Annotated in this window: 16 protein-coding genes; 13 read left to right on the forward strand and 3 right to left on the reverse strand. The window is 42.2% G+C overall.

Annotated elements, in window-relative coordinates; translation table 11 throughout:
• The first annotated feature begins 98 nt into the window (after positions 1 to 98).
• The 5 genes from F6K64_RS24845 to F6K64_RS24865 all read left to right on the forward strand — a co-directional run bounded on the left by F6K64_RS24845 (position 99) and on the right by F6K64_RS24865 (position 16,381).
• A complete protein-coding gene (locus F6K64_RS24845; protein ID WP_287250939.1) occupies positions 99 to 614 on the forward strand; it encodes a hypothetical protein in 516 nt (171 codons plus the stop codon).
• Between the two features lie 243 nt (positions 615 to 857).
• Positions 858 to 11,882, forward strand: coding sequence for a Calx-beta domain-containing protein (locus tag F6K64_RS24850; protein WP_287266619.1), 11,025 nt, complete (start codon positions 858 to 860; stop codon positions 11,880 to 11,882).
• 294 nt (positions 11,883 to 12,176) lie between these two features.
• The gene (locus tag F6K64_RS24855; RefSeq protein WP_287266621.1) at positions 12,177 to 13,268 is read left to right on the forward strand and encodes an ISAs1 family transposase; all 1,092 of its coding nucleotides are present in this window, start codon (positions 12,177 to 12,179) and stop codon (positions 13,266 to 13,268) included.
• Positions 13,269 to 13,949: 681 nt separating this feature from the next.
• Positions 13,950 to 14,129 carry a hypothetical protein gene (locus F6K64_RS24860; RefSeq protein WP_287266623.1) on the forward strand — a complete coding sequence of 60 codons (180 nt, stop codon included), beginning with the start codon at positions 13,950 to 13,952 and terminating at the stop codon, positions 14,127 to 14,129.
• Between the two features lie 155 nt (positions 14,130 to 14,284).
• The gene (locus F6K64_RS24865; RefSeq protein ID WP_287266625.1) at positions 14,285 to 16,381 is read left to right on the forward strand and encodes a pentapeptide repeat-containing protein; all 2,097 of its coding nucleotides are present in this window, start codon (positions 14,285 to 14,287) and stop codon (positions 16,379 to 16,381) included.
• A 58-nt stretch (positions 16,382 to 16,439) separates the two neighbouring features.
• Here F6K64_RS24865 and F6K64_RS24870 read toward each other — a convergent pair whose 3' ends face one another.
• A complete protein-coding gene (locus F6K64_RS24870) occupies positions 16,440 to 16,601 on the reverse strand; it encodes a hypothetical protein (protein ID WP_287266628.1) in 162 nt (53 codons plus the stop codon).
• Between the two features lie 327 nt (positions 16,602 to 16,928).
• Between F6K64_RS24870 and F6K64_RS24875 the strand changes: the two genes are divergently transcribed.
• Positions 16,929 to 17,360, forward strand: coding sequence for a hypothetical protein (locus F6K64_RS24875; RefSeq protein WP_287266629.1), 432 nt, complete (start codon positions 16,929 to 16,931; stop codon positions 17,358 to 17,360).
• 10 nt (positions 17,361 to 17,370) lie between these two features.
• Positions 17,371 to 17,805, forward strand: coding sequence for a hypothetical protein (locus F6K64_RS24880; protein WP_287266630.1), 435 nt, complete (start codon positions 17,371 to 17,373; stop codon positions 17,803 to 17,805).
• 232 nt (positions 17,806 to 18,037) lie between these two features.
• Here the strand turns inward: F6K64_RS24880 and F6K64_RS24885 are convergent, their stop codons facing one another.
• Positions 18,038 to 18,262, reverse strand: coding sequence for a hypothetical protein (locus tag F6K64_RS24885; RefSeq protein ID WP_287266633.1), 225 nt, complete (start codon positions 18,260 to 18,262; stop codon positions 18,038 to 18,040).
• 643 nt (positions 18,263 to 18,905) lie between these two features.
• Between F6K64_RS24885 and F6K64_RS24890 the strand changes: the two genes are divergently transcribed.
• From F6K64_RS24890 to F6K64_RS24905, 4 genes are all read left to right on the forward strand, one after another.
• Positions 18,906 to 19,097, forward strand: coding sequence for a hypothetical protein (locus F6K64_RS24890; RefSeq protein ID WP_287266635.1), 192 nt, complete (start codon positions 18,906 to 18,908; stop codon positions 19,095 to 19,097).
• A 23-nt stretch (positions 19,098 to 19,120) separates the two neighbouring features.
• Entirely contained in the window at positions 19,121 to 19,300 is a 180-nt protein-coding gene (locus F6K64_RS24895; protein ID WP_287266637.1) for a hypothetical protein, read from the forward strand.
• Positions 19,301 to 19,512: 212 nt separating this feature from the next.
• Entirely contained in the window at positions 19,513 to 20,469 is a 957-nt protein-coding gene (locus tag F6K64_RS24900) for an alpha/beta fold hydrolase (RefSeq protein WP_287266639.1), read from the forward strand.
• 24 nt (positions 20,470 to 20,493) lie between these two features.
• On the forward strand, positions 20,494 to 20,622 hold the full coding sequence (locus tag F6K64_RS24905) for a hypothetical protein (RefSeq protein WP_287266640.1): 129 nt from the start codon (positions 20,494 to 20,496) through the stop codon (positions 20,620 to 20,622).
• Here F6K64_RS24905 and F6K64_RS24910 read toward each other — a convergent pair.
• Positions 20,606 to 20,749, reverse strand: coding sequence for a hypothetical protein (locus F6K64_RS24910; RefSeq protein ID WP_287266643.1), 144 nt, complete (start codon positions 20,747 to 20,749; stop codon positions 20,606 to 20,608). The two genes, F6K64_RS24905 and F6K64_RS24910, sit on opposite strands and share 17 nt — an antisense overlap.
• 166 nt (positions 20,750 to 20,915) lie before the next feature.
• On the opposite strand from F6K64_RS24910, the gene F6K64_RS24915 reads away from it, so the two are divergent.
• Positions 20,916 to 21,362 (forward strand): hypothetical protein, encoded by a 447-nt coding sequence (locus F6K64_RS24915; RefSeq protein ID WP_008188770.1) that lies wholly within the window; start codon positions 20,916 to 20,918, stop codon positions 21,360 to 21,362.
• A 719-nt stretch (positions 21,363 to 22,081) separates the two neighbouring features.
• Positions 22,082 to 23,149, forward strand: a 1,068-nt coding sequence (locus F6K64_RS24920) for an FG-GAP repeat domain-containing protein (protein WP_287266644.1), incomplete at its 3' end; no start/stop codon positions are given.

The raw sequence follows: 23,149 nt of genomic DNA on the forward strand, positions 1-23,149 counted from the left end.
TATATGATATATAATTCAAGGGTAAATGTCTAATTTATAATTGTTGTTGTAAATTGATAGTTGTTGAAACTAAATATTTTTGAATAAGGAGCAAAAAAATGTCAGAAACTAAAGTATTTTTTGGTGTTTCTCTAGAACTGGCAGGTAAGACAATTTCCCTAGAACCTAAAAATGCCATTACTGAGCTGAAAGAAAAGGGAATTGAAGTTGAACTTCCGGCAGGGGAGAGAGTCTACCTTGGTACGGTTGGTACCTCTCTTGGTAGTATTATGGGGAATCTAGGTATCGCAAGCGAAGAGGCTGATTTTATAGTGGACGAAGATAAGGCTCGCGAATCAAATGGCACACTGAAAGAAGGAGCGATCGATCCGAATTTCTTGCCCGATATAGCTGTCTTACAGGATGCTGCTAATCTCCTTCTAGAAGCAGGTTTATATGTGGATGAATTTCATGTCAGAATACCCGGTGCCGCCACAAATGGAACAGTAGCCAAAGACAAGACAGCTTACACTGTTGGACTATCAGCAGAATGGCAAGATGATGCCGGTCAATTAATAGATGGATTAGACCTCAAATTAAGGGGGATCTATTTCAAAGTTAGTAATGAAGAATAGCGATAATTTATAGCAATTCTCAGAGTGATGAGGACAAAGGTTATCCCTTTAAGGCAATAGGCAATAGGCAATAGGCAATAGGCAATAGTCAAGAGGTTTTGAAGGGAATTGGTGTCAAATAATACTGTACTCATAAATTCGAGAAAAGCTATATCAGTTATCAGCTAATGGCTGATAACTGACCACTGAACGCTAACTTTCGACAATTCCATTTTTGCCTCCTAATCTTTTCTGAATCGAGCTATGACTGCAATAGTGCAAAGAACAACCAGTGTTAGCTTTGGTATGGTCTCCGAGCTAACCGTTGCTGGTGAAACCGTCAATTTGATCCTGGAGAAAATTGAAGACCGCAACGTAACGGTTTATCAGGGCGGTATGATTGCTGGACAGCGACTTTATGTCGTGGCGCTTTTGGAAGAACTGATTCCAGAATTAGATGCACCAGACTCGATTCAGAACTTAGCCATTACCAAAATGGCGGTGGAATTGCGACCAGATAAAGGGGCATTTTCTTTTGAGGCTGCTATTGAAAATGCCTGGTCGATTACCCTCGATTCGGGGCCAACCTTATCCATCCAACAGCTTGCTCTGTCAGTGTCGTCGGTCAAATCTTCTGGCTCAACCAATGGGAGTCAACAGAATACGGCAGAATCCCTCTCCCAGCAGCGAAAGCTGTCATTTGAGGGGCTTTTTGAGTTATTTGGGGGCGAATTTGCGGTTAAGGTCGCCCATCAATTTTCCTCACAGAATGGAAACATTGCCAGTCAGTGGGCATTTTCTGCCACTGCTGAAAATATTAGTATTACCGAAGTCATCAAAGCCTTTGGATTTTCCCAAGATAAACTTGATGAGTATGGGTTGCGGGATTTAGTAGTTTCCTTGGCATTTGCGCTACAACAAACCCGCTATCAAGACAGTAGTACCCAAATCGTCGAATCCCGCTATACCTTCACCGGATCCATGGATTGGGATACTGGCATTGCCTTAGTGCCAGGGGAAGAAACCCTGCAAATCCAAGCAGCGATTGAAATTGCCAAAACCTCCAGTCAGGGATCAGGGGGAACCTCTACGACCCTAAAAGGCGCGATCGCAGGAACGGTCAAAGCCTCGATTCCCTTTTTCGATACCTTACAACTCTCGGTTATCTATACCTTTAGCCAAACCAGTAGCACCTCTAGCTCTGGTCGTTCATCCCAAGCCCTGGCAAATCGTACCGGTGAGTTAATTTTCCAACTCCAAATCAGTACCCTGTTGTTGAGCGCAGTGTACACCAATATCAATAATCGTAAACTGTTGCGGTTTAGCGTTAGTTTGGTCAGTGGTAAGAATCCCACTATTGGTGACCTGATTGCCTATATTGTCAGCGTCTATGACTCCAGCATTATTGAGTTTGAACTGGATCCACCCTGGGATGAATTTGCTAAACAAGAGATAGCGCTAGATAAGTTTAGTCTGGAGATAGACCTAACTGAGAAATCCATCACCATTTCCTACAAGGCTACCTTGAATGTCTTGATTGCTAAGGTATCCAATGTGGGGCTGTCTTACCAGTTTGGCACCAAGACATCTCAGGTCAGTACCCAACAAAATAATGCTAGAACAGCATCCAATAAAAAAATAGCGATCGCAGTTGACTTAAGTATTCCCGGAGAACCCAAAAAGCGAGTTCAGTGGGACCCAGTCAATGAGAATCCCCCAGAAGTGCCCAGCACTAAAGCCCCGATCTTCGAGCTGAAGTTCCTGGCTTTGGGACAACGGGTTGCCTTCGCACCAGAAATTGTGCAGCAAGCTCGTACTATTGAGCAATTCACCACGGTGATGCGCCAAACCTTGGTACCCCTTCCCCCTATTAAACGGCGGCAAAATCCCCTCACAGCTCTGCAACAGTCCTTACCCTCAGCCGTCAGTTCTGACCCCACTCAACCAATTCAATTTTCAGGTCAGCCAATACAGTTTAGTGCAGAGAGTGGCTGGTTAATTGGTGCCCAATTTGTGATTTTGGGTTCCATTGAGATCAGTATAATTTTCAACGACCCCTTTATCTATGGCCTGCGCATTAGTTTGTCGGGACCCCCGGTACAAAGTTTTGCTGGATTTGAATTTGAAATCCTCTATCGCCGCATTAGTGATACTGTCGGGGTCTATCGCAGTGAGCTGGTTTTACCAGACACCATGCGCTATATCGACTTTGGTGCTGTTCATATTACCCTGCCAGTGGTTGCCATTGAAATCTATACCAATGGGGACTTTGGTATCGATGTGGGCTTCCCTTGGGGTGGTGACTTTTCCAGATCCATTGCCGTTAATGTCGGCATCTTTTTAGGGTTAGGGGGCTTCTATTTCAATAAACTTAGTGCAGAAACAGCCACCAGTGTTCCCGACATTGTTAGTGGCACCTTTGACCCGGTATTGGAATTTGGCATTGGCTTACAGGTCGGGTTGGGGAAAATTATCAACAAAGGTCCTCTGCGCGCAGAATTCAGCATTACCATGCAGGGCCTTTTGCAAGGGGTGTTTGCTACCTATAATCCCACCGATACTAATGAGAAAAAGGCCACCTATTACCGAATTCAGGGTGGTGTAGCCATTGTTGGTCGCATCTATGGTGTCGTGGACTTTAAAGTGATTCAGGTTGATGTAGAAGTCCTGGTTAAAGTTGCGGTGCTGTTTGTGGTGGAGGTATACAAAGCTATTCAGGTGGCTCTGGTGGCTAAGGTTTCTGTCAAAGCATCGATCAAGGTTGGCTTTGTCCGGATCAGATTTAAGTTTAAATTGACCGTCCGGGAGCAATTTGTCCTCGGTTCAGATACCACACCACCCTGGCAACTCGCTGCTGTATCTGGGGGAGCCATGGCTCCCCCAGATCCAGTATTTACTGCCCGTGCTCAAACCCTGCGTCCCTCTATGCAGAAAAATGCTAGGGCTAATCGCTCCTTTGCTTTTGCTAAAGCCCAGGCCACTAGTAGCACAGGGACAGTTACAAATGCCACTACTACAAATGTCACTACTACAAATGTCACTACTGAAACATCTGGTGGACGGTCATTGCGATGGGATGATGGCACAACGGGAATTAAGCTAGAAATCCTTACCGACCAGGTGCGCCCGGAAACTGTAAAAGACGGCAAGCTTCGCCTCGATATTTATTTTCAACCGTCCTTTACCAAGACCGAAACAGGGGTAAGTGGTATCGGGTTATTGTTTATGGAAAACTCGATTCCTCTAGACGATAGCAATAGCACTACTGAGGATAGCAATAGCACTACTGGGGATAGCAATAGCACTACTGGGGATAGCAATAGCACTACTGGGGATAGCAATAGCACTACTGGGGATATTAATACAGATAATGATACGGACTTTGATGAGTTAGTTAAAGCCCTATTCAAATGGGTGATTTATGCCTATTTATCAGATAGTGAGCGTAATGCTTTAAATATCGACACAAGTGCTGTTAATGTTGATGATCAAGTCTTAACGTTGGAATTGTTAGAAGATGTTTATACCCTATTCGTTAACTACTTAGAGGAAGAACCGGCGGATGAGTTTTGGGCACCCCTGATTCGATTCTTGTCTACCAATTTTATCTTTGATATCACCGACCGCCCCATCAATGAGACAGATACAAATAATACAGATACAAATAATACAGATACAAATAATACAGATACAAATAATACAGATACAAATGAGACAGATCCAACAATTAGTGGTACCATTTTCCCGATGTTTCCTCAACTTGAGATGGAACTCAAGGATGGTGCTGATACTGTTCTCAATACCGTTGATTTTGATAGTACGAAATATTCTCCCGCTCAAATCAAGGCGATTCAAACTTATTTTCAATCCTCCAACTATAACCATAACCAGAGCACAGAAGAAGTCCTGGGACAAATACCGACCAACGATTCATCCGCCGAGTTAGCGATCGCTGAACTTTTATTTATTGACTACTTCACCTTAATTATTCGCTCTGCGGTGCAGCTTGGCATCGATCATGTTAGGGATAAACAAGAGGGGGTTGATGAAAATGGCACGATTACCCTAGGCACTTTATTAACTAATTTCAATGGTGGTGAGTCGTTCCAATCCTTAGCGGGAATGACCTCACGATTCTTGTTGCATGGATTGCGATTACCCACCTTTACAGGTAGCACTACAACCATTGATGGACAACAAGCTGCTTATCTTGGTACAGGACAACAATTTACTGTCACAGTCACGCGGACTGTTTCCGGAACAGAGGGGGATAGTGAGACAGTAACCATTACCCCCAATGAAATCCGGTTATTTAAACCCGATACTTTGACCTGGATTCGACTAATTGATGATCCAAGTGAGAACAGCGATAGTGCAACCTTAACTCCTGAACTTAATTACCCTTTCCCTGATACTGGTACCTACAACACCATTACACTGATTCAGCAGCTTGATGAGGCAGAAACCAGTGGAATTTTGCCCACAACTCCTCCAACACTGCTGGAGTTTTACAATCCCACGAACCAGCAATACACTATTCGCCAAAAAATCAATGCAACTAGCAATAATCTGCTGTGGGAACTTCCTTCTGGGTTATGTGATTATCTCAAGTCTACGTCTGCTCAGAGAAGCTTAACCCTTTTCTACAATCAGCAGTCAGTTCAAGATGGGGAAACCTTAAATACTGCGGAGGGGGAAACTTTAGATACTGCGGAGGGGGAAACTTTAGATACTGCGGAGATTGAAGCAGGATATACCTGGGCAACTAAATTAACCTTGGAAATCCGCCAAGTCTCGACCTCAGATGGGAGCGGATTTTTGCCGACCGTATACGCTATTGAACGGATTGAAACGGCTAGTCGGCAATTACTGCAAGATATTCTGACCGCAAACGTAACTCCTACAACCTTGACCTTGTTGTATTTGGATGACAGTGGTGACTCTAAAGTTCTGACCCGTGATGGCAGTGCTGACGTCTTGATGCTGAAGACGAATTTATCCCTAGATTCTGGGGATAACCGTACTGTGACACTAGACTTGTCTACGAATTTCCTACCATTCCTAACACTGGTTCAAGAAAGCACTGTTGTAAATAGTGAAGGCTATTACCTCAACTATAGCTATGAGCAAAAGGGCTTACCAGATTCTCTGTTTGCTGATGGGGACACGGCTCAGGTCACTCTGTTAATGACCTTTAGCAGCACTCCCGCTAGCTATCACAACTGCCTTGAGATTCCATCTGATCATTCCCAGTTTAGTACACTCAATGATGAGGTCAGCGAAATTTTTGCCACCAGTAGTGAAACCATTGATGTGTTAAGGATTCCGGCAGGAAATCTTGGTTTTAGACTGACCCGTACTGCCATTGAACCTCAAGACAATGATACTGCGACCGATGAGATTCAAAACCTCTATCAGCTTTTGAGTTATCAGCTGCCCAGTACAATTGAAGCTGAGGAGGAAACCGGGCAAGACCGTCTACCGATCGGACCGATTGAAGAGGATGAGGATGATACAACATGGGTCTATGAAAAAGTCTTGCCGGTTTATGCTTTAACTACCGCAGCAAAAAATACACCATCCCAAGCATTACCGGAAATTCTCAAGGATACCCTCAATCCCTATTACGGTATTGGAGATACCTTTAAGTTAGATTTTCGCTGGCAAGATATCTATGGCAATCGTTTGGGAAGCGATGGGAACTTTGCTGAAGGTATTAGCCAAAAATTAGGTTATTTCGACCCGATTTTCGGAATCAATCAATGGCCATCGGTGGGTGAAAGCTATCAGATCACCAGCAAGGATGATAAGACTGCTAATTTGATTCTGGAGTTGGTGTTAGACCAATCTAAATATATTCCCACTCCTGGAAATCTTTTCACTGAGGCACTGGATCAGATTAAAACTGACCGCGCCACCTATCAACAAATTTACTATCAGGTTCATGACTCGAACTTAACCTTTACGGTGATTACATCGGTGATTCCCAGCGGTGACCAGGAGTTGACTGATACCCAGCGTGCTGCCTTCACGGGCTTTGTGGATAATGTCTATAAGTATTTGGTCACGTTGGAATATCTCCAGGAATTTACCTATACAGTTGCTGGTAACAGTGAAGACCTGGAATCGGTTGCTAATCAATATAGGTGTGATATTGGAGATTTAGGGGATAGTAATAGTGCAGTTAGTGGTATTTTCAGCAGTGGTCAAAGTATTCAGATTCCTGTAGGTATTCGGGTTGAGTCAACCAACAGCTTAAATAAGATCGCAACCAAGCTCAACAAAGATTACGGCACTGAAAGTGACAAAGTTGAGGAAATTGTCACCGAATATGCAAAAACGGCGGATTTATTAGCGGTTGGTGGGATTATTACTTATACTGGTAATTTGGTAAACTATACCGTTCAAGATGGGGATACCTTCGAGTCGATTGCGATCGCACAACTCGCCCTAGAGGAAGACCAGCTGATCGAACCCAACCTACAAACCATTGCTCAAGGGTTAGATACCACTGAAAGCTTAACCAATGGTGTCCTGATCAAGGGTCTAGAATCATCCCACGTCAACAATTACGTCACCCTAAACGCCACCCTAGAAGAAATTGCCTATGGGGTATTGCAGCTGGAAAATGCTGACCTGGATCTGGAGTTTGACCAGATCTTGACTGACCGGATCAATGAGATTATTGCAGAGAATGAATCCACGGTATTGCTGCCAGGGGTTACGGTTTCAGCCTTGAATAGCACAACCCAGGATGGCGAAACTTTGGGCAGTCTTCGAGACCGTCTGTTAGCAGAATCCCAGGATGTGGTTGAGGCCATTCGTGGTCTGGAAATTTTCCCGACCGACACAACATTAACGGTTACGGTGACCAAGAAAGATGAAGCAACACCAACTCCGTTTAATGTAGAGATCAAGATTATTACTGACAAGAGTTGGAGTGCGATCGCTGCGGCATTCCCCAATACCTCTAGGATAGAAACTACTGAAACGGTGATTACTGCCAATGCCCAACGCCAGGATTTACTGGTGGCAGGTTCCACAATCACAATGGCCGAGATTAGCCTTGATTACACCATCCAGGCTCAGGATAGTCTATATCACATTGCCCTTAACCAGTTTGTCGCCACTACTGATGCTCGCTCTATCGATGTGTTGAAATCGGGCATTGTTGCTGAAATCGGTGCCCTGGAGTATACCATTACTGAGGCAATTCTGCCCGAACAGAACACCCTTGCTTACCTAACTCAGCAGCTTCATCTACAAACCAACCTTCATCGCACGGTTTTGGAAACGGTACAAGGGATAGGCAATATCAGTGATATTCTGACTGAGTCTGCGATCGCTAGTCAATTAGCTGTGGTTGCTGCTGCTGTCAGCGATATGACTGGGTTATTTGGTACGGAGGATGTTATCCTGGCTGACGTGCTGTTGAACTACACTGTCACCAGTGGGGATAGCTTTGACCAAATGATTGCTATTGCTGCTGCCCATGATGCTCAAATTATTACCGATCAAACCACAGCAGGGGATATTGCTCTTCAAACTCCCACTTTAGCCTTAGAGTCCGGGGCAACCCTCTACATTCCAGATCGCTTTACCCTGGATACTTCTTCTGCACAGAACCCTGACTCTCTAGCAGTGGTAGAATCCACAGCTCAAACCACATCCCTGAGTACGTTAACCAGTACCATGGGAACGGGAGTTACTTCAGCAGCAGTAGCGGTCGCTAACCAAACCCTGGCAGGACTCTTGAGTGGCAATGCTGCTATCGATGTCCGTCCGGTTTTGGCATCCCTGACTAAGATTAGTTACAACAGTGACGATACGGTAAATAGTGACTTAGAACGGTTAGCGCTCTTCATGGATAGTCAAACTATCCAGACCGGAACCGATGAAACCTTATACACTCTCACCTCTCGATGGGCGCAAACCCTGGTTAATTTCAAAAATAGTATTGATGCCGAAGCCAGTCAAACCCAGCAAAGCATTGGGGCGGTGAATGCTATTTATGAGCAACTGGACAACTTGGAAGGGGCAAATCGCATTGCGTTACGGGCCTTACTTGATCCCAATGATAGTGAATCTTCTTTGAGTATCTTGAAAGCAACACTGCTGGATGCTCAAGGTAACCTTAAACCCCAATTCGAGCCATCAACAGTTCATACCCAACCTGAAAGCTTGGATGTGCCGGATGCGATTGCTAATATCGAAACTGCCCATGGTCAACCCGATGATCAGGTATTGATCACAACTTTACAGACATCATTGGACATTATTCATCGCATGTATGACCTCAGTTGTCTGAAAACAGCGGTGGATCTGTTAGAAAAGCGTACGCAACGCCCCCTGACTGTGGCAGAAGTAGGAGAGGCGCTCCAAAATGAATCGGGTCTAATTGAGCCCAATCAGGATTGGATTGTTCCCCCGGCGGTAGCTAGCACAACGGTTGATCTCACCATCCGAGATAACAATAATAGTCTTCTGTATCCAACGGATTTACTATTCTCGGTCAGCACAAAGGTAGAAATGCGACGCAACAAGGATTTGATGCATTCCGGCTATGTGCCTGAAGCTGAGGTAGTATCAGCCTATTTTGCCCCCAAAACCGTTGTGCTGACCAGCTCTTCCGATGAAGAAAATGCTGAGTTTAGCGATCGCCTGGCCTCCCTTGACCCCTTTGCCAAGGCATTTGAGCAAGCACTGCCTAACTTAAAGCTAGCAGTGGGGCGGAATGCTGGGAATATTGATAATGCTAATCCTCAAAACAGTGATACCCTGTGGGCAGTTCATCTGGGGGATACCGGGATTAGTTACGATATCAAAGAGGATTTCCCCTACTTCTTTTCCGCTGCGCCTTTGAGCAATACGTTAATGTCAGGGGAAGTAAGCCTTTACAGCTACACCCAAGATGCTGGACTTGACCAAACCTCAACAGAAACCGTGCGAGTGGATGCGGTAGACCTGAATGGTTTAGCCCGTAAGTATTTACGTGCTATTGAAGATATCCTGAAACCGGAAACAGCTATCCCTGCAGTGAATGATCCCAGCTTAAAGGGTGAGCTTGGGCGGATTTTAGATGTCAAAGCAAGTTTGGCAGATTCGATTAGTAACAATGTGACCCATGTATTGGATACTTCTGTGGATACAAGTTCCCCAGAGTATACTACTCGCCAAACCTTAGCAGTGGCAGCACTCCAAAAGGAATTGCTGACAAATTTAGCGGATGCTTACGACATTGAAACCATTGTTCAATATAACGTGGATGTAGCGATCGCTGATGGCTATCAATGGTCTAGTCAAGGGTCTGGTCAAGATATTCCTCGTTTATCTGGGCAACCAGTGATGAGCGGGGCTTATTACACCAATCCTGAAAGTACACCCAACTCCACTAGTTCTGACACAGAAAAGAATGCTCTGCTTCAATCAATAGATTTCACTTTATCTCCAGCTAAAATTTCCCTGAGCGATGCCAACAATGGTAAGTCTACGCTGACCTTTTTCTTCAATACCCAAACGCCTCAGCGTTACGAAGATATTGCGGTTAATCTGAACTATCAGGTTAATGAGTTGGAATACAATATTAATACTACCAATTCCACCTCCTCTTGGCTCAATTTTATTCAACCTCTCAATGATGAGCCTAATCAAATTGGAGATGTTCAAATTCCCATTCCTTTGCGAGATTTTCCCCTTCCTCCTTCTCTGATTTCCCATACAGCAATTCCTGACCCCGACAGTTTTGCTGGTGATATTCTCAGTGCTGAGGATATTCGAGACTGGAATTATGTTTTCCTCTATGAACATCCCGATGTGGCTCAAGATACCATTGAATGCCGGATTGAATACAATGGTTCGTCTAAATTGACCATTGATGATGTCTCTTTGAAGGAACCCGAAGAAAATCAAGACGAAACATTTGCAGTTTTCACGGTTACCTTATCTCCTCCTTCTGACAAGACTGTTACTGTTAATTATCAAACCCAGGATGGTACCGCGAAAGCACCAGGAGATTACACCGCAACTAGCGGAAGTCTGGAATTTGCGACCGGTGAAACCAGCAAAACAATTGAGGTGGAAGTCAAGAACGATAATGTTGTTGAAAATAATGAAACCTTTACCCTTGTCCTGAGTAATGCAGTTAATGCAGACATTGGGGATCCAGTGGGTGTTGGCACAATTATCGATACGACTAATACTATTGATCCACTGTTGGATACTCTGGTGCGGTTTAACAATCTATATCCAACCCTAGTCAGTGATCTCAAAGCTTTGGAAACAGGATTAACCGATGACAACCAAACTACGGTTACCTCTGCCCTCAATGCCTTTGCAACTCTAGCAGAAGACGTGGCTAGGTCATGGCAAATTTGGCAACCGATTGCGATCGCACAGGCATCTCGCCAGACAGTTCACTACAATATTGATGAAAACCTATCTGCTGACCAAGAAACCAAAACGGTTATCATCACTCCCACTAACAATCTTCCCGTTGCTGATCAACAAATCTTAGACATTGAGTTACCAGGGTATGAGTTAAATGATACCAGGCAGAACGATGTAACCACTAACTCCCCCACAGTACCTTACACCACCATTGAGTATGATTTCACCAAATTGCTTGATGCAACTGGGGTAGAAACCTTTGGGGAGTCGGCATTACCGGACCGTAAGGTGACTGTCACTAATTTGGATGTGTTGGACTATCAAAATGCCTGGGGTGCTATCCGTCTCGCCCGCAATAAGAATTTGATTGATGGCAGGGAAACTAATGCTGCTTTCATCTTCCAGACTCCTGAAGTAAGGTTTAAGAACCGGATTACTCCTCTAATTGTTAATGATAAGCGTTGGGATATTGCAGACCTGGGCGATTCCAGAAGTAAAACCTTGACACAGCATCTGGAAGAGTTATTCAAGGTCTTGCTGCCAGCTATCATTAACCGTCCTTATGATATTCGGATTAGCTGTCAGTATGCCTTTGCTTTAGCTAGCAACACTAACGAAGAGGAACTGTTAGCTTCCTTACCTGTTTTACTAACTCCTCGATTTACGGTTCAAAAGTCTGGGGATTCCACGGATATGTTAGTAGTTACTCAAGACCTGCGAACAAATATTGTCCGGGAAATTAACAATTGGCAGACTCAGAAAAACCCCAATCAAAGCAGGGGACGATATCTGTTTAGTTTTAGTTTCTTTTCCAATCCAGAAAATGTGAGTAGTACGGAGAATCCTAATTTGCCTCTGTTAACGGTGGAAAATTTGAATCTTTTGCTTACAGATATTATCTAGATATATAGCAATTCTCGGCGTTGCTGAATTGAAGTTGGTAAAGCCCCCTAAATCCCCCAGGGCTGTTTCATTGTCGATGTAAAAATTTTTTATGAGGTTCTGAAACCGCCTTGGAGTAACGGTTTCACCCTTTTTTTAATATTCAAGTATTTTAACCTAAAAAAGTCTTAAATTCTCTAAGCGCAAAAAGCTTGGGCAACGGAATAAAAAAGCGAATGATATCAACAAAACAAAAAGCGTTCGCCGATACTGTAAAATAAAAGCGAACGCTTTTTAATTATAAAAATTTTATCTATGAATAGCCTAATTCAAGCTCTCAAAAAAGTCAAGGACTTTCGTAAACTCCAAGGACAACGGCATCCTTTATGGAGGGTTTTATTAATTATCATTCTCGGACTCATGCAAGGATATACTGGGTATAGAGCTTTAGGAGATTTTGCTAGATTTCATCAAGACTTATTATTGACTACCTTAAATATTGTCCCGGAGAGAGTTCCTTCTTATTCAACCATTCGACGAGTGATGTTAGGAGTAGATTGTTTGAATTTATTGGATATTTTTAATCAGTGGGCAAGTCAGTTTACTTTTGATAAATCCTTAAGAGATTGGATAGCTATTGATGGTAAAACTTTAAGAAGCACTGTTAATAATTATCACAATAATTATCAAAATTTTGTGGTAATCGTTTCTTTGTTTAGTCAGAATTCAGGGGTAGTTTTAAATTTAAACTATTTTGAAAATAAGAAAAGTTCAGAAATTCACCAAGTCCAAGGATCTATAAGAACTTGCCCCCTTCAGAATCAAGTATTTACTCTCGATGCTCTTCATTGCCAAAAAGCAACTACTCAAGCTATTATTGACTCAAATAATCATTATACTATTGCCGTTAAAAAAAATCAAAAAACACTCTATAACTCTCTAGAATATGTTAGTACTCATCAAACACCAATTACAGTTAATTGCACTATTGACAAGAGTCATGGCCGAGAAATTGAGCGCACTACTTACGTGTTTGAGCCTCCGGCTTATTTTTGCTTAGATTGGTGGCATGTCAAGAGTTTTATAAAAGTAGTTAGACAAGTAAAAAGAGGAAATGCTAATTATAATAATATTGCTTATTATATCAGTAGCTTGTCAGAAACGGCTAAAGTATTTGCTGATAAAATTAAAGGACACTGGGCAATCGAAAATAAATTGCATTGGATTAAAGATGTGATTTTACAGGAAGATCATTGTTCTTTTAATGACACTCAAGCTACTACTAACTTTTCTATTCTCAACACAGTAGCTCTGAATCTTTTCCGAATTTTGGGCTTCGACTCAATTACCGAAGCCCAAAGATGGCTTCGCAACAAGTGGTCTAGGCTTTGGGTTTTGTTAGAATGAAACAGCCCTGCCCAGAATTGGGGGGCTAGGGGGGCGGAATCATACCCAGAATCAGCAACGCCCAATTCTCATCAGGAGTGAGCGACATTGCTTATCCTTTTAAGGCAAGAGGAATCCTCCCTAACACCCCCAGGGCTGTTTCATTGTCGGGTAGAGCCGTTGACAATAATGGTGATCGCTGTGATGTCAAATGCCAGCGGTCACTCGATTACATGGATAAATCGGGTTTGCCGGATGTAAGCAATAATTCTGGGGATTCAGATGTACAATCAAGACAGGTATAAACAATTTCGGTAACACAGACAGAAAAGTACTTCTCAGTTGATATAGACTTCGGCCTGATTTGTGCGAGTTTCACGATCAGGAGAATGATGGATGAAATCTTTACTTTACTCAAGTAAGCACCAATTGATTTTTGAGAATTACGTTCTTAATATTTACTCGGCTTTCCCCGAAGGCTCCCCCAGTTGCTTCTATGTTACTTTGGCTTTAGTTGAGATCTTCCTTCTCCTGTTACTGGTGATATCGATCACAGTTGTATGGTGATCCCTTGACTTTACAAACACGCCCTAGAAGCTAATATAATAAATATGGGATCTGAAAAACTTTTCCCAAAATTGGGTTATCGGACTGAATAACCACTATTCAAAACCTATTAATAACTTTAGGTAGAGGTAAGCAATGTTCAAGATTTTAACCAAAATTGCATTAATGACTGTTGTTGTTACTACTCTGGGTTTTGGGGTCATTGGAACAAGTTCTGCTGATGAGGATATTCCTGAACCTACTAAGCCTAGTTGTAGTGAAGGTTGTCATCCTGCTCCTAAGCGTCCTTGTAACGGAGTTTGTCCTCACAGATAACAGTTTATAGAACTGGAATTGGGGAATGTGAATTAGACTGTCCAAATTCTCAATCCCTAAATTCATTTGATTTGGAATAAATTAATTTAGGGAAATCAAGTGTTACAATTGCTGATATATAACAAGTATTTAGGTCACTGGCATTACTTCGCTACATGAGAACAAAGAAAGCCAGTGAGGTTATAAGGCGGTATAGAAAAGGGGAAAGAAAATTTTGTCTAACTCTTAGAGGCGAATCTTTTCAAGATCAAGACCTCTCAGATGCAGATTTTAGTGAAGCTGATATCCGAGGAGCGAACTTTAAGGGAGCAACACTACAAAGGGTTAAGTTCAGGAGGGTTAATGCTGGACTAGAAAAACATCAGTTAGCTGCTTTGTTGATTGTTTCTTTTCTGTTATTGGTATTATCAGGAGTAATTGTAGGTTTTGCTGGCGGGTGGATAGGAATTTTTTTAAGTGGCAATGAAAATCCCAGAATGCCGATTGTTGCTGGGGTAACTTTGTTATTATTGTCAGTATTTTTTATTTCCACTATTCGTCAAGGTTTAAGTGCATCTTTTAAAAGTCTTGTTGTTACAATTACTTTCACTGCTATTGTCGTTATTGTTGTTGCTGTTGCTACTGCTAATAATCTCAAGTTTGTTAATAGTATATTTATAGGTTCATCTTTTATTGGGGGTTTTCTTATTTTTAGCTCTATCGCTGTCGCTATTAGTATCTCTATCGTTACTAATATGGCTGGAGGGAGAGCTTTCACGGTTACTGGAGTTAGCACTTTTACTTTTATTGTTGCTGTTATTGCCGCTGTTGAGACAACAACTAGTGTCATCAAGCGTGGCTCTATTACTGTTGCTATTACTGTTGCTATTGCTGTTGTTTTCGTTACAATATTTATCTGTACTTATGTTGTTTGGCTTGCTCTAGCTGGAGACAAGAAGTACGTTTTGATTAGGACGGTAACAATTGCTTTTGCCACCATAGGTGGTACTAGCTTTCGAGGTGCTGACTTAACTGATGCTGATTTCACAGAAGCTACACTCGAAAGTACAGACTTAAGAGAGGCTACTGTTAATCGTACTTGTTGGAGAAATACTATTAAGCTTGACCGATCTAGGCTAGGAATAAGCTACCTTCAACATGAAAACATTAGACAATTACTGATAACTGGAGAGGGACAAGATAAAAACTTTGACCGACTTGACTTAAGAGGTATTAATTTAAAGGGAGCTAATCTACAAGATGCTAGCTTCATTGGAACAGAATTAAATCAAGCTAATTTACAAAATGCTAATCTATCCAGATCTAAGTTAGTTCAAACCTTACTAGAAAGAACAGATTTAACCAGAGCCACCTTAACAGGAGCATATATCGAAAATTGGGTAATAAGCAATACTACTAAACTCATTGAAATTAATTGCGATTATATTTTTCTGAAACTACCTACTAAAAATGCTCAAGACCCTCAACGCCGTCCTGCTGACCAAGAGAGAAATTTTGAACCAGAGGAATTTGCTAAGTTAGTTCAAAAAATCACCAATACTGTCGATTTAGTCTTTAAAGATGGTATCGACTGGCAGACTTTTCTGAAAACTTTTCAAGACCTTCGAGTAGAAAGCGATACAGGAGAACTACCAGTCATACAGACAATAGAAAATAAGGGCGACGGTGCTTTTGTTATTCGTGTTAAAGTCCCTGAAGTGGCTGATGAAGCCGAATACGAGCGAAAATTTTGGGCAAAATACAAGCCAATGTTAGAGGCTAAAGATAGAGAAATAAAGCTTTTATCTAAACAAACCGAGTTTTATTCTGAACAAATAGAATATATACGTAAAGACAATACTAGATTAATAGGAGTTGTTGAAACAATGGCAGAAAAAGAAACTACTAAATATGACCAGCGTGGTGCCAAAATAAACATTGGAAGTTATGTTGACACAGCTGAGTCTGGTAGTCATCAGCAAGGCTATGCTAAGCAAACTAACTACGAGGCAGCTGACAAAAACCTAGCGGAAGCAGCAGCTGAAATCCAGCAACTTATGGCGCAACTATCCCAGAATAATCCCACTAGAACAAGCAAAGAAAAGATGATAGTTGTCAGTGAAGTTTTTGACAAAATTGAGAATAACCCAATCCTAAAAACTAAGGTTATCAATGCTCTGAAAGCTGGAGGAGTCGAGGCATTCAAGGAAGCCATAGACCATCCTTTAGTTAACGTTTTGATGGCTACGATTGAGGGATGGATAGAAGCTTAGGGGGAAGCTATAATTAATCATTAAGTGTTCCCTATTTAGCCACACGCCATGCAGTTTTTTACCCAATTTTTACGGTTTTAAAAAACAACAAATATTCCATTTTGTAGTCAGCATTACCATTATTGGTGTGAGGTTTGGTAGAGTCGATTCCTAGGTTTTGCCGCCATAGATTAGTTGGTGACAACTCTGATGTAGCGCCAATAAATTTGTGGGCTTCCAATTGTCGTGATCACCATCGACGTGGTGGAGTTGTGCAGTTTAGTCACCTATGAACCGAAGTCCACAATGTCCACAAGAATCGTTTTGTTTGGTTAAAGCCTTTGAGGTAGCATTGTCGTATAGTTTAGTGTTACGCTTGCTCCAGTGGACTAAGTCGGGTGTATCTCACTTTTGCTATTTGATCTGGTAGTGCATTGCGGTGCGGGCTATACCAACCAAACCAGAAGAACTGGAAGATGAGGTTGAGCCCTTTCCTAAGGTACTCTACCTAACAAAAAACAACTTTACAAAGATGAGATGTACCCACTAAGTACTATTAACGTTTGAGATGACCACAGAGAATAAACCATTAATCATAGAAACACTCAGCAAGTTAGATCAAGGCTTAAGACAATTACAAGCTAGACCAAAAACAAGGTATGGGAAAATTATTAATGAACTCCTTATAAATATCTGGGAGCCCTTGGATGAGGTAGGGAAAGCCTTGATAGGTGATCTCTGGCGAGATGTCTATTTGACGATTCAGGATGCAATTGGCCTTGGCTTTCTATACGTTGTTTTTGGCTTGATTTTTAAGTGGATAACTCAAGAAAATTTTACGGGATTTGATCAATGTGTAGAGACCTGGAATGTTTGGGAAGTAAATCGCTACTTCTGCCTTGTTGTTGTCCTGTTAGCTTTTAGTTCTTGTATTACCTTGTTTGGTCGAGTTCTCAAACGCCTTTTAACAGACCTGATTGATTTAGCAAGAAAAAAATAGGTTAGTAAGTATGTCTCCAGTTAAACGTGAAGAAATTAGTTTGTACGAAGAAGCTAAAGCTGGCTTGAGTTCTCTGTTCTGGCAAATAGCCCAAGTTTTTACTAGTTTACTAATCATCTTTTTGTTCGTTGGTGGTAGCCCTCCCGGTTGGTTAGTCATCACCTGTTTTATCGTCGGCTCTGTATTTGTTTTTTGGAGAGAGAACAAGCGAACTAAAGATGAATTAGATGAACATGAACAAGATGAATTAGGTGAATATGAACCAATTCAACGAATTGAACAAACAATAAATAATGATCTAGAACTAAAGCAATTGTGGAAACTAAGGCGTCGGGTGATACTAAAGAAACAGAGTTGGTGGAATGATTATAAGAGTTTCATATCTAGTTACAAACAAAGAAAATCTAGTGATGTTAAATCTGGCTGTAATCCCCCCTCTAAGTAACAGATCTGTTTCATTATCGACCATAAAATTCATGGTTGAGGGGCTCAAAGCCCCTTAATTTCAAGCAAATCGCCGTTTTTTCTACTATTGGGTTTAATAATATAAAAACAGGAGCAAAACCGCTAGTACATAGTACATCGCATCCACTTACCCAAATACTATTACCCCGCAATGATGGCCAGGTTTTCTTGTATCAAGCTATTGGTAGTTAACACAAAACCCGGAGTTTTTACTAGTCATCATTGACCTCCTTAACTAATTTAGTAATCGCTTCGATTACTGTTTTTGTAAAAAAGGTTAAAGCAATAACTAAAGCAACCGCAGTTCCACCTCGTACAAGAGGAAGCACTGGAAGACCAGTACCTGAAGATGTATCTGGATTTAACACAGCAGTTGAAGTACCTAAAAGCTGATTAACTTCAAGGTTGTTGGAATCGAAGTTCTGGGATGGTAACATGAGAAATCAAAAGTAGTTAGATTCAGGGAGAAAGTCATTTGTGCAGAATATTCTGTAACCTTGACTTGCTCCCTTTAGTTTTTATAAACCACTAACTCGTGCATGGCAAGTGTGAAACCATACAAAACCAGAATAATTGACTAAAGTTTTCTGTTTTTTTACGAAAAATGGAAACAATATGTTTTGTTATATCAAGAATCCCTGACTTTTAAGCACCTAAACAAAATTAATTTCCTACTATTAATCCCTGTAACCATTACAGTGTAAGGCTTTGAGTTTTTGAAAATGGGTAATTAATTTTGTGGACCTGCTTAGTAACCTGTTTCCTTTCCCCTTCAACACTTTTAGCTTTTTCGCTGTTTCTGACTCTTCCTAATTGTCAAAAACCTACCCTTTTTAGGATGAGGAGATGGGGGAGATTTTTATTAAGGGTAATTATCCTGACATGATATAAAACTGTACCTCTGCCGACTCTCTCAATAATTTTTTACAAAACTTTTCTAAATATGCTATAATATGCAGATTTTTATGTTACAATGAAACCGTGGACAATAAAATCCACGGGAAGAGCCAGCCTGACGATCTTGGTAGGGCGAAGGCTGGCTCTGGCTACCCCTTAAAGTAAAGGAGATAACTTCATATTATGTCCTATCGTCCAAGCCTATACCCATGGGTCATGGTTCGGCTATTACCACCGATGCCACCAGTCGTTTTCGCTCGGTTCCGCAACTGTTGTGATGCCAAAGGTTATTTGCAGACCCTGAAACAGCTGGTGCCTGATGCTAAGTTTCTAATTATTTTCGATATAACTCTACCGATGGAGCCAGAGGAATAGGGAGTGTTGCAAGGCTGGGAAGGGTGGGGAGATGGGAAGTCAGATCCCTAGAAATGCGATTGGCCGTAGGCCACGCTACGCGATCGCATTCTGAGGTATTGGGAGTGCGATCTTTTTTTTGCCTTACTTTCTCTGCCAAATTGGGTGTCGGTGATTGCGACTCCCATGCCACCCATGCTGTCCTTTTCAAAAGTCTTCCCTAGTCCCATTAGACTCAGATCTTGAGCAGATGACAACGTACTATAGCGTTTCTATGACTCATGAGGTACACATTATTTTTTACCTCTTTCCTCTTCCCTTTTCCCTCTTACCTGCTCCCTGCTCCCTGCTCCCTGCTCCCTAAAAACCATAAATTTGTACCTCACAAGTCGTAGAATTGCTATATAATACCCACAATACTTTTGATGGATTTGAGATGGCATTGAACTCTTCTACTTCCAGTTCGCCCAATACAGATAATTGGCAAACATCCTTACATAAAGAAGAATTCTACACTTGGCATAATTACCGTTGTGCCTATGAAGTCTATACCCCAACAGATGAAAGTGCTAAGACGAAAACTCCTCTACTATTAGTCCATCCTATCGGTGTTGGACTATCACGCTTTTTTTGGCATCGCTTTTGCCAGGAGTGGTTGAACACTGGCCATGGTCATCTAATTTATAATCCCGACTTGCTAGGATGTGGCGAAAGCGAAATGCCCCCTCTTGCTTACTACCCGATCGATTGGGCTGACCAGTTACAATATTTTTTAACAACTGTAGTCAAAAAACCGGTGATTCTGCTAGTGCAAGGGGCTTTATTACCTGTGGCACTTACCTTGATCCAAAAGCAAACTGAACCAAATTATATTCAAGGGTTAGTACTCTCAGGTCCTCCGTCTTGGTCTCTGATGACAGCAGAAACTCAATACTGGCAGCAGCGAGTTGCTTGGAATCTCCTCGAATCTCCTTTAGGTAGTGCCTTCTTTCGTTATGCTCGTCGCCGTCAATTCCTACAAAAGTTTTCGAAAGATAAACTGTTTGCTGAGAGTTCTACAGTAGATAACCAATGGTTAGATAATCTCCAAAAGGGAGCAATTAATCCAGCTAGCCGCTACGCAGTTTTTTCTTTTTTGGCTGGCTTTTGGCGACAAAACTATCAACAAGCGATCGCTAATACTTCTCAACCTACCCTAGTAGTAGTAGGAGAGCAAGCTTCAAGTATTAGTAAGCTGGGAAAATCTGAAACACCAGAAGACCGACTAGCTCAGTATATCAAGCATCTTCCTCAAAGTGAAGGTCGTAAAATTCCTGGTCGTAATGTTTTGCCTTATGAGTCAACCTATGAGTTTGTAAAAGTTGTCGGAGATGCTATTTCTAGGTTTGAGTAGTATTATATAGCAAGTCTTATACCCATGAGGTACAAAGTTCTGGTTTTTAGGGAGCAGGGAGCAGGGAGCAGGGAGCAGGGAAGAGGGAAGAGGGAAGAGGTAAAAAATAATGTGTACCTCATAGCTAAGATAAACGCTATAAATGCAAAGTAACTGCACCGATTAACCCAGGACGTGCAGTTACTGGATGTCCAACTAGCATTAGACGTTTACCAATGTTAATCAACAAAGACCAGTGCATCGCACCCATTTGGATGCGATTACTTGGGGTGCATCTCATATTTGTAAAAAAGTTGCGTAGGGTGCGTTAGGGGGGCCTCATTTTCTGCCTCGTAGCCAGGGTTTGGATAGCCCGCCCCGTAACGCACCACGGTGTCAAACAGCAAAAATGAGATGCACCCATCACTTGTTTCATAGTCTCAATAGTATCAAACGTAGAAGAGCAAATGCTTACCGCTGATTGTATCATTCAGATGTCTGGATATCGCCTAGGTCAGGACGAGAAAGAGTTTTTCTTTTGTGATTTACCATTCATTTACCAAGAAGTGAAAGGAGAGTTTCCCGTTCACTCTGGGATGGGGGATGATAAATACCATCGCTCTCAAAAGCAGCGAAAGAAGATCAAGAAAGCAAGGAAGAAAGGGAAAAAGCGGCGGGCTGCTGTTCTAGCTAACCTGTATGATGTAGATTTTTTTGACGCTTATCGCGATCAATTGTTCGGAATGATTGGAGTACTAGAAGAGCGAACGCTACTAGCGGCCATACCCTTAGAAGAGTTGAGCGAAGACGAAGAGGAAGCAATAGATATCCTTACTGAAAAGGAGGAAGAATTATCAGATAGGTATGATGAGTTTCGCAATGCTATTGTACCTGACGGGGCGCTGGGGGGGTGACATGCCAGCTGAAATTATTACCCAGTAAGGAGTTCAGGCCATAATTGACTTCAGGTGCGCTTACAGTCGTCGAATTAAATTCGCCACGGGTCGCACCTGAAATATACATTCTGTTTTGGGCTGACTTTGGACTATGTTATAAGGGTTTTAGCTTCCATAAAATTAATTAAGGGTTAATTTGGGACTGTATCTTCCATGAGCCCATTGGCATCAAAGCCTTATAGAGTAAGTTTTTTGGGGCTCATGTCATATCATGTCCGGATAATTAGTTATAAAACACCATTACTCTTAAAACCTTACTCCTTTACTTCTGCCTTCTGCCATTCCCCTCCTGGGAGGGGTTAGGGGTGGGTACCCTCTGCCTTGCTTTGGCCAAAGTGTAAGTATTCAACCGGAAATTATATCACCCCCTCAGCTGCCTGGCACCAATAAAAATGGGTCAGACCACGAATAAAGTCGCAGTGCTTGAGTAAAACACAACAGCGAAAATTACCTGCTCCAACTATTCAATATTCTCAAAGGTGCGGTTGACAATTGGTTAATCATGGAATTGCCATAGTCTTCCGGCTGGCTGCAACTGTTGGGGAGTAGGAAAGAGCCACTGGACGCTCTAGCACCCGACTGATCGAATCAGCTACCTTGCCTCTATTCCATTTAATTGTTAGTTTGGCTTAGTAAGTATTTAAGAACCAACATTTCAAAACTAAAAGGTGAATAACATGAAAACCTGGGTAAGGCGTCTAAGTACAATTATTTGTACTATAACCCTAGCCTTTACTTTAATGGCTAAACCAGCTCAAGCTTATTCCGATATAGCCCTGGTAAGACAAGCTCCAGGTTGGGGTAGTATACCTGTGGCTTTTGCCGAAGGTGATGGTAGCTTTAATGTTACCAATGCCGGAATTAGCAACTTTATTGATAAGTGGGCACCCACAGGTGGAGTTAAGGTTTTAACTGGCGACTTTAACGGGGATAGTCGCACCGATATCGCCCTGGTAAGACAAGCTCCAGGTTGGGGTAGTATACCTGTGGCTTTTGCCGAAGGTGATGGTAGCTTTAATGTTACCAATGCCGGAATTAGCAACTTTATTGATAAGTGGGCACCCACAGGTGGAGTTAAGGTTTTAACTGGCGACTTTAACGGGGATAGTCGCACCGATATCGCCCTGGTACGACAAGCTCCAGGTTGGGGTAGTATACCTGTGGCTTTTTCCAATGGTGATGGCAGCTTTAATGTTACCAATGCCGGAATTAGCAACTTTATTGATAAGTGGGCACCCACAGGTGGAGTTAAGGTGATAACTGGTGACTTTAACGGCAATGGTCGCACTGATATCGCCCTGGTACGACAAGCTCCAGGTTGGGGTAGTATACCTGTGGCTTTTTCCAATGGTGATGGCAGCTTTAATGTTACCAATGCCGGAATTAGCAACTTTATTAATCAGTGGGCACCCACAGGTGGAGTTAAGGTTTTAACTGGTGACTTTAACGGCAATGGTCGCACTGATATCGCCCTGGTACGACAAGCTCCAGGTTGGGGTAGTATACCTGTGGCTTTTTCCAATGGTGATGGCAGCTTTAATGTTACCAATGTCGGAATTGGCAACTTTATTAATCAGTGGGCACCAGCAGGTGGAGTTAAGGTGATAACTGGTGACTTTAACGGCAATGGTCGCACTGATATCGCCCTGGTACGACAAGCTCCAGGTTGGGGTAGTATACCTGTGGCTTTTTCCAATGGTGATGGCAGCTTTAATGTTACCAATGCCGGAATTAGCAACTTTATT

It is taken from the genome of Moorena sp. SIO3A2, from assembly GCF_010672265.1.
GTDB lineage: Bacteria > Cyanobacteriota > Cyanobacteriia > Cyanobacteriales > Coleofasciculaceae > Moorena > Moorena producens.

Coding starts and splice junctions, on each gene's coding strand:
- F6K64_RS24845 (WP_287250939.1), top strand. CDS start 99: ATGTCAGAAACTAAAGTATTTTTTGGTGTTTCTCTAGAACTGGCAGGT.
- F6K64_RS24850 (WP_287266619.1), top strand. CDS start 858: ATGACTGCAATAGTGCAAAGAACAACCAGTGTTAGCTTTGGTATGGTC.
- F6K64_RS24855 (WP_287266621.1), top strand. CDS start 12,177: ATGAATAGCCTAATTCAAGCTCTCAAAAAAGTCAAGGACTTTCGTAAA.
- F6K64_RS24860 (WP_287266623.1), top strand. CDS start 13,950: ATGTTCAAGATTTTAACCAAAATTGCATTAATGACTGTTGTTGTTACT.
- F6K64_RS24865 (WP_287266625.1), top strand. CDS start 14,285: ATGAGAACAAAGAAAGCCAGTGAGGTTATAAGGCGGTATAGAAAAGGG.
- F6K64_RS24875 (WP_287266629.1), top strand. CDS start 16,929: ATGACCACAGAGAATAAACCATTAATCATAGAAACACTCAGCAAGTTA.
- F6K64_RS24880 (WP_287266630.1), top strand. CDS start 17,371: ATGTCTCCAGTTAAACGTGAAGAAATTAGTTTGTACGAAGAAGCTAAA.
- F6K64_RS24885 (WP_287266633.1), bottom strand. CDS start 18,262: ATGTTACCATCCCAGAACTTCGATTCCAACAACCTTGAAGTTAATCAG.
- F6K64_RS24890 (WP_287266635.1), top strand. CDS start 18,906: ATGTCCTATCGTCCAAGCCTATACCCATGGGTCATGGTTCGGCTATTA.
- F6K64_RS24900 (WP_287266639.1), top strand. CDS start 19,513: ATGGCATTGAACTCTTCTACTTCCAGTTCGCCCAATACAGATAATTGG.
- F6K64_RS24905 (WP_287266640.1), top strand. CDS start 20,494: ATGAGGTACAAAGTTCTGGTTTTTAGGGAGCAGGGAGCAGGGAGCAGG.
- F6K64_RS24910 (WP_287266643.1), bottom strand. CDS start 20,749: ATGAGATGCACCCCAAGTAATCGCATCCAAATGGGTGCGATGCACTGG.
- F6K64_RS24915 (WP_008188770.1), top strand. CDS start 20,916: ATGCTTACCGCTGATTGTATCATTCAGATGTCTGGATATCGCCTAGGT.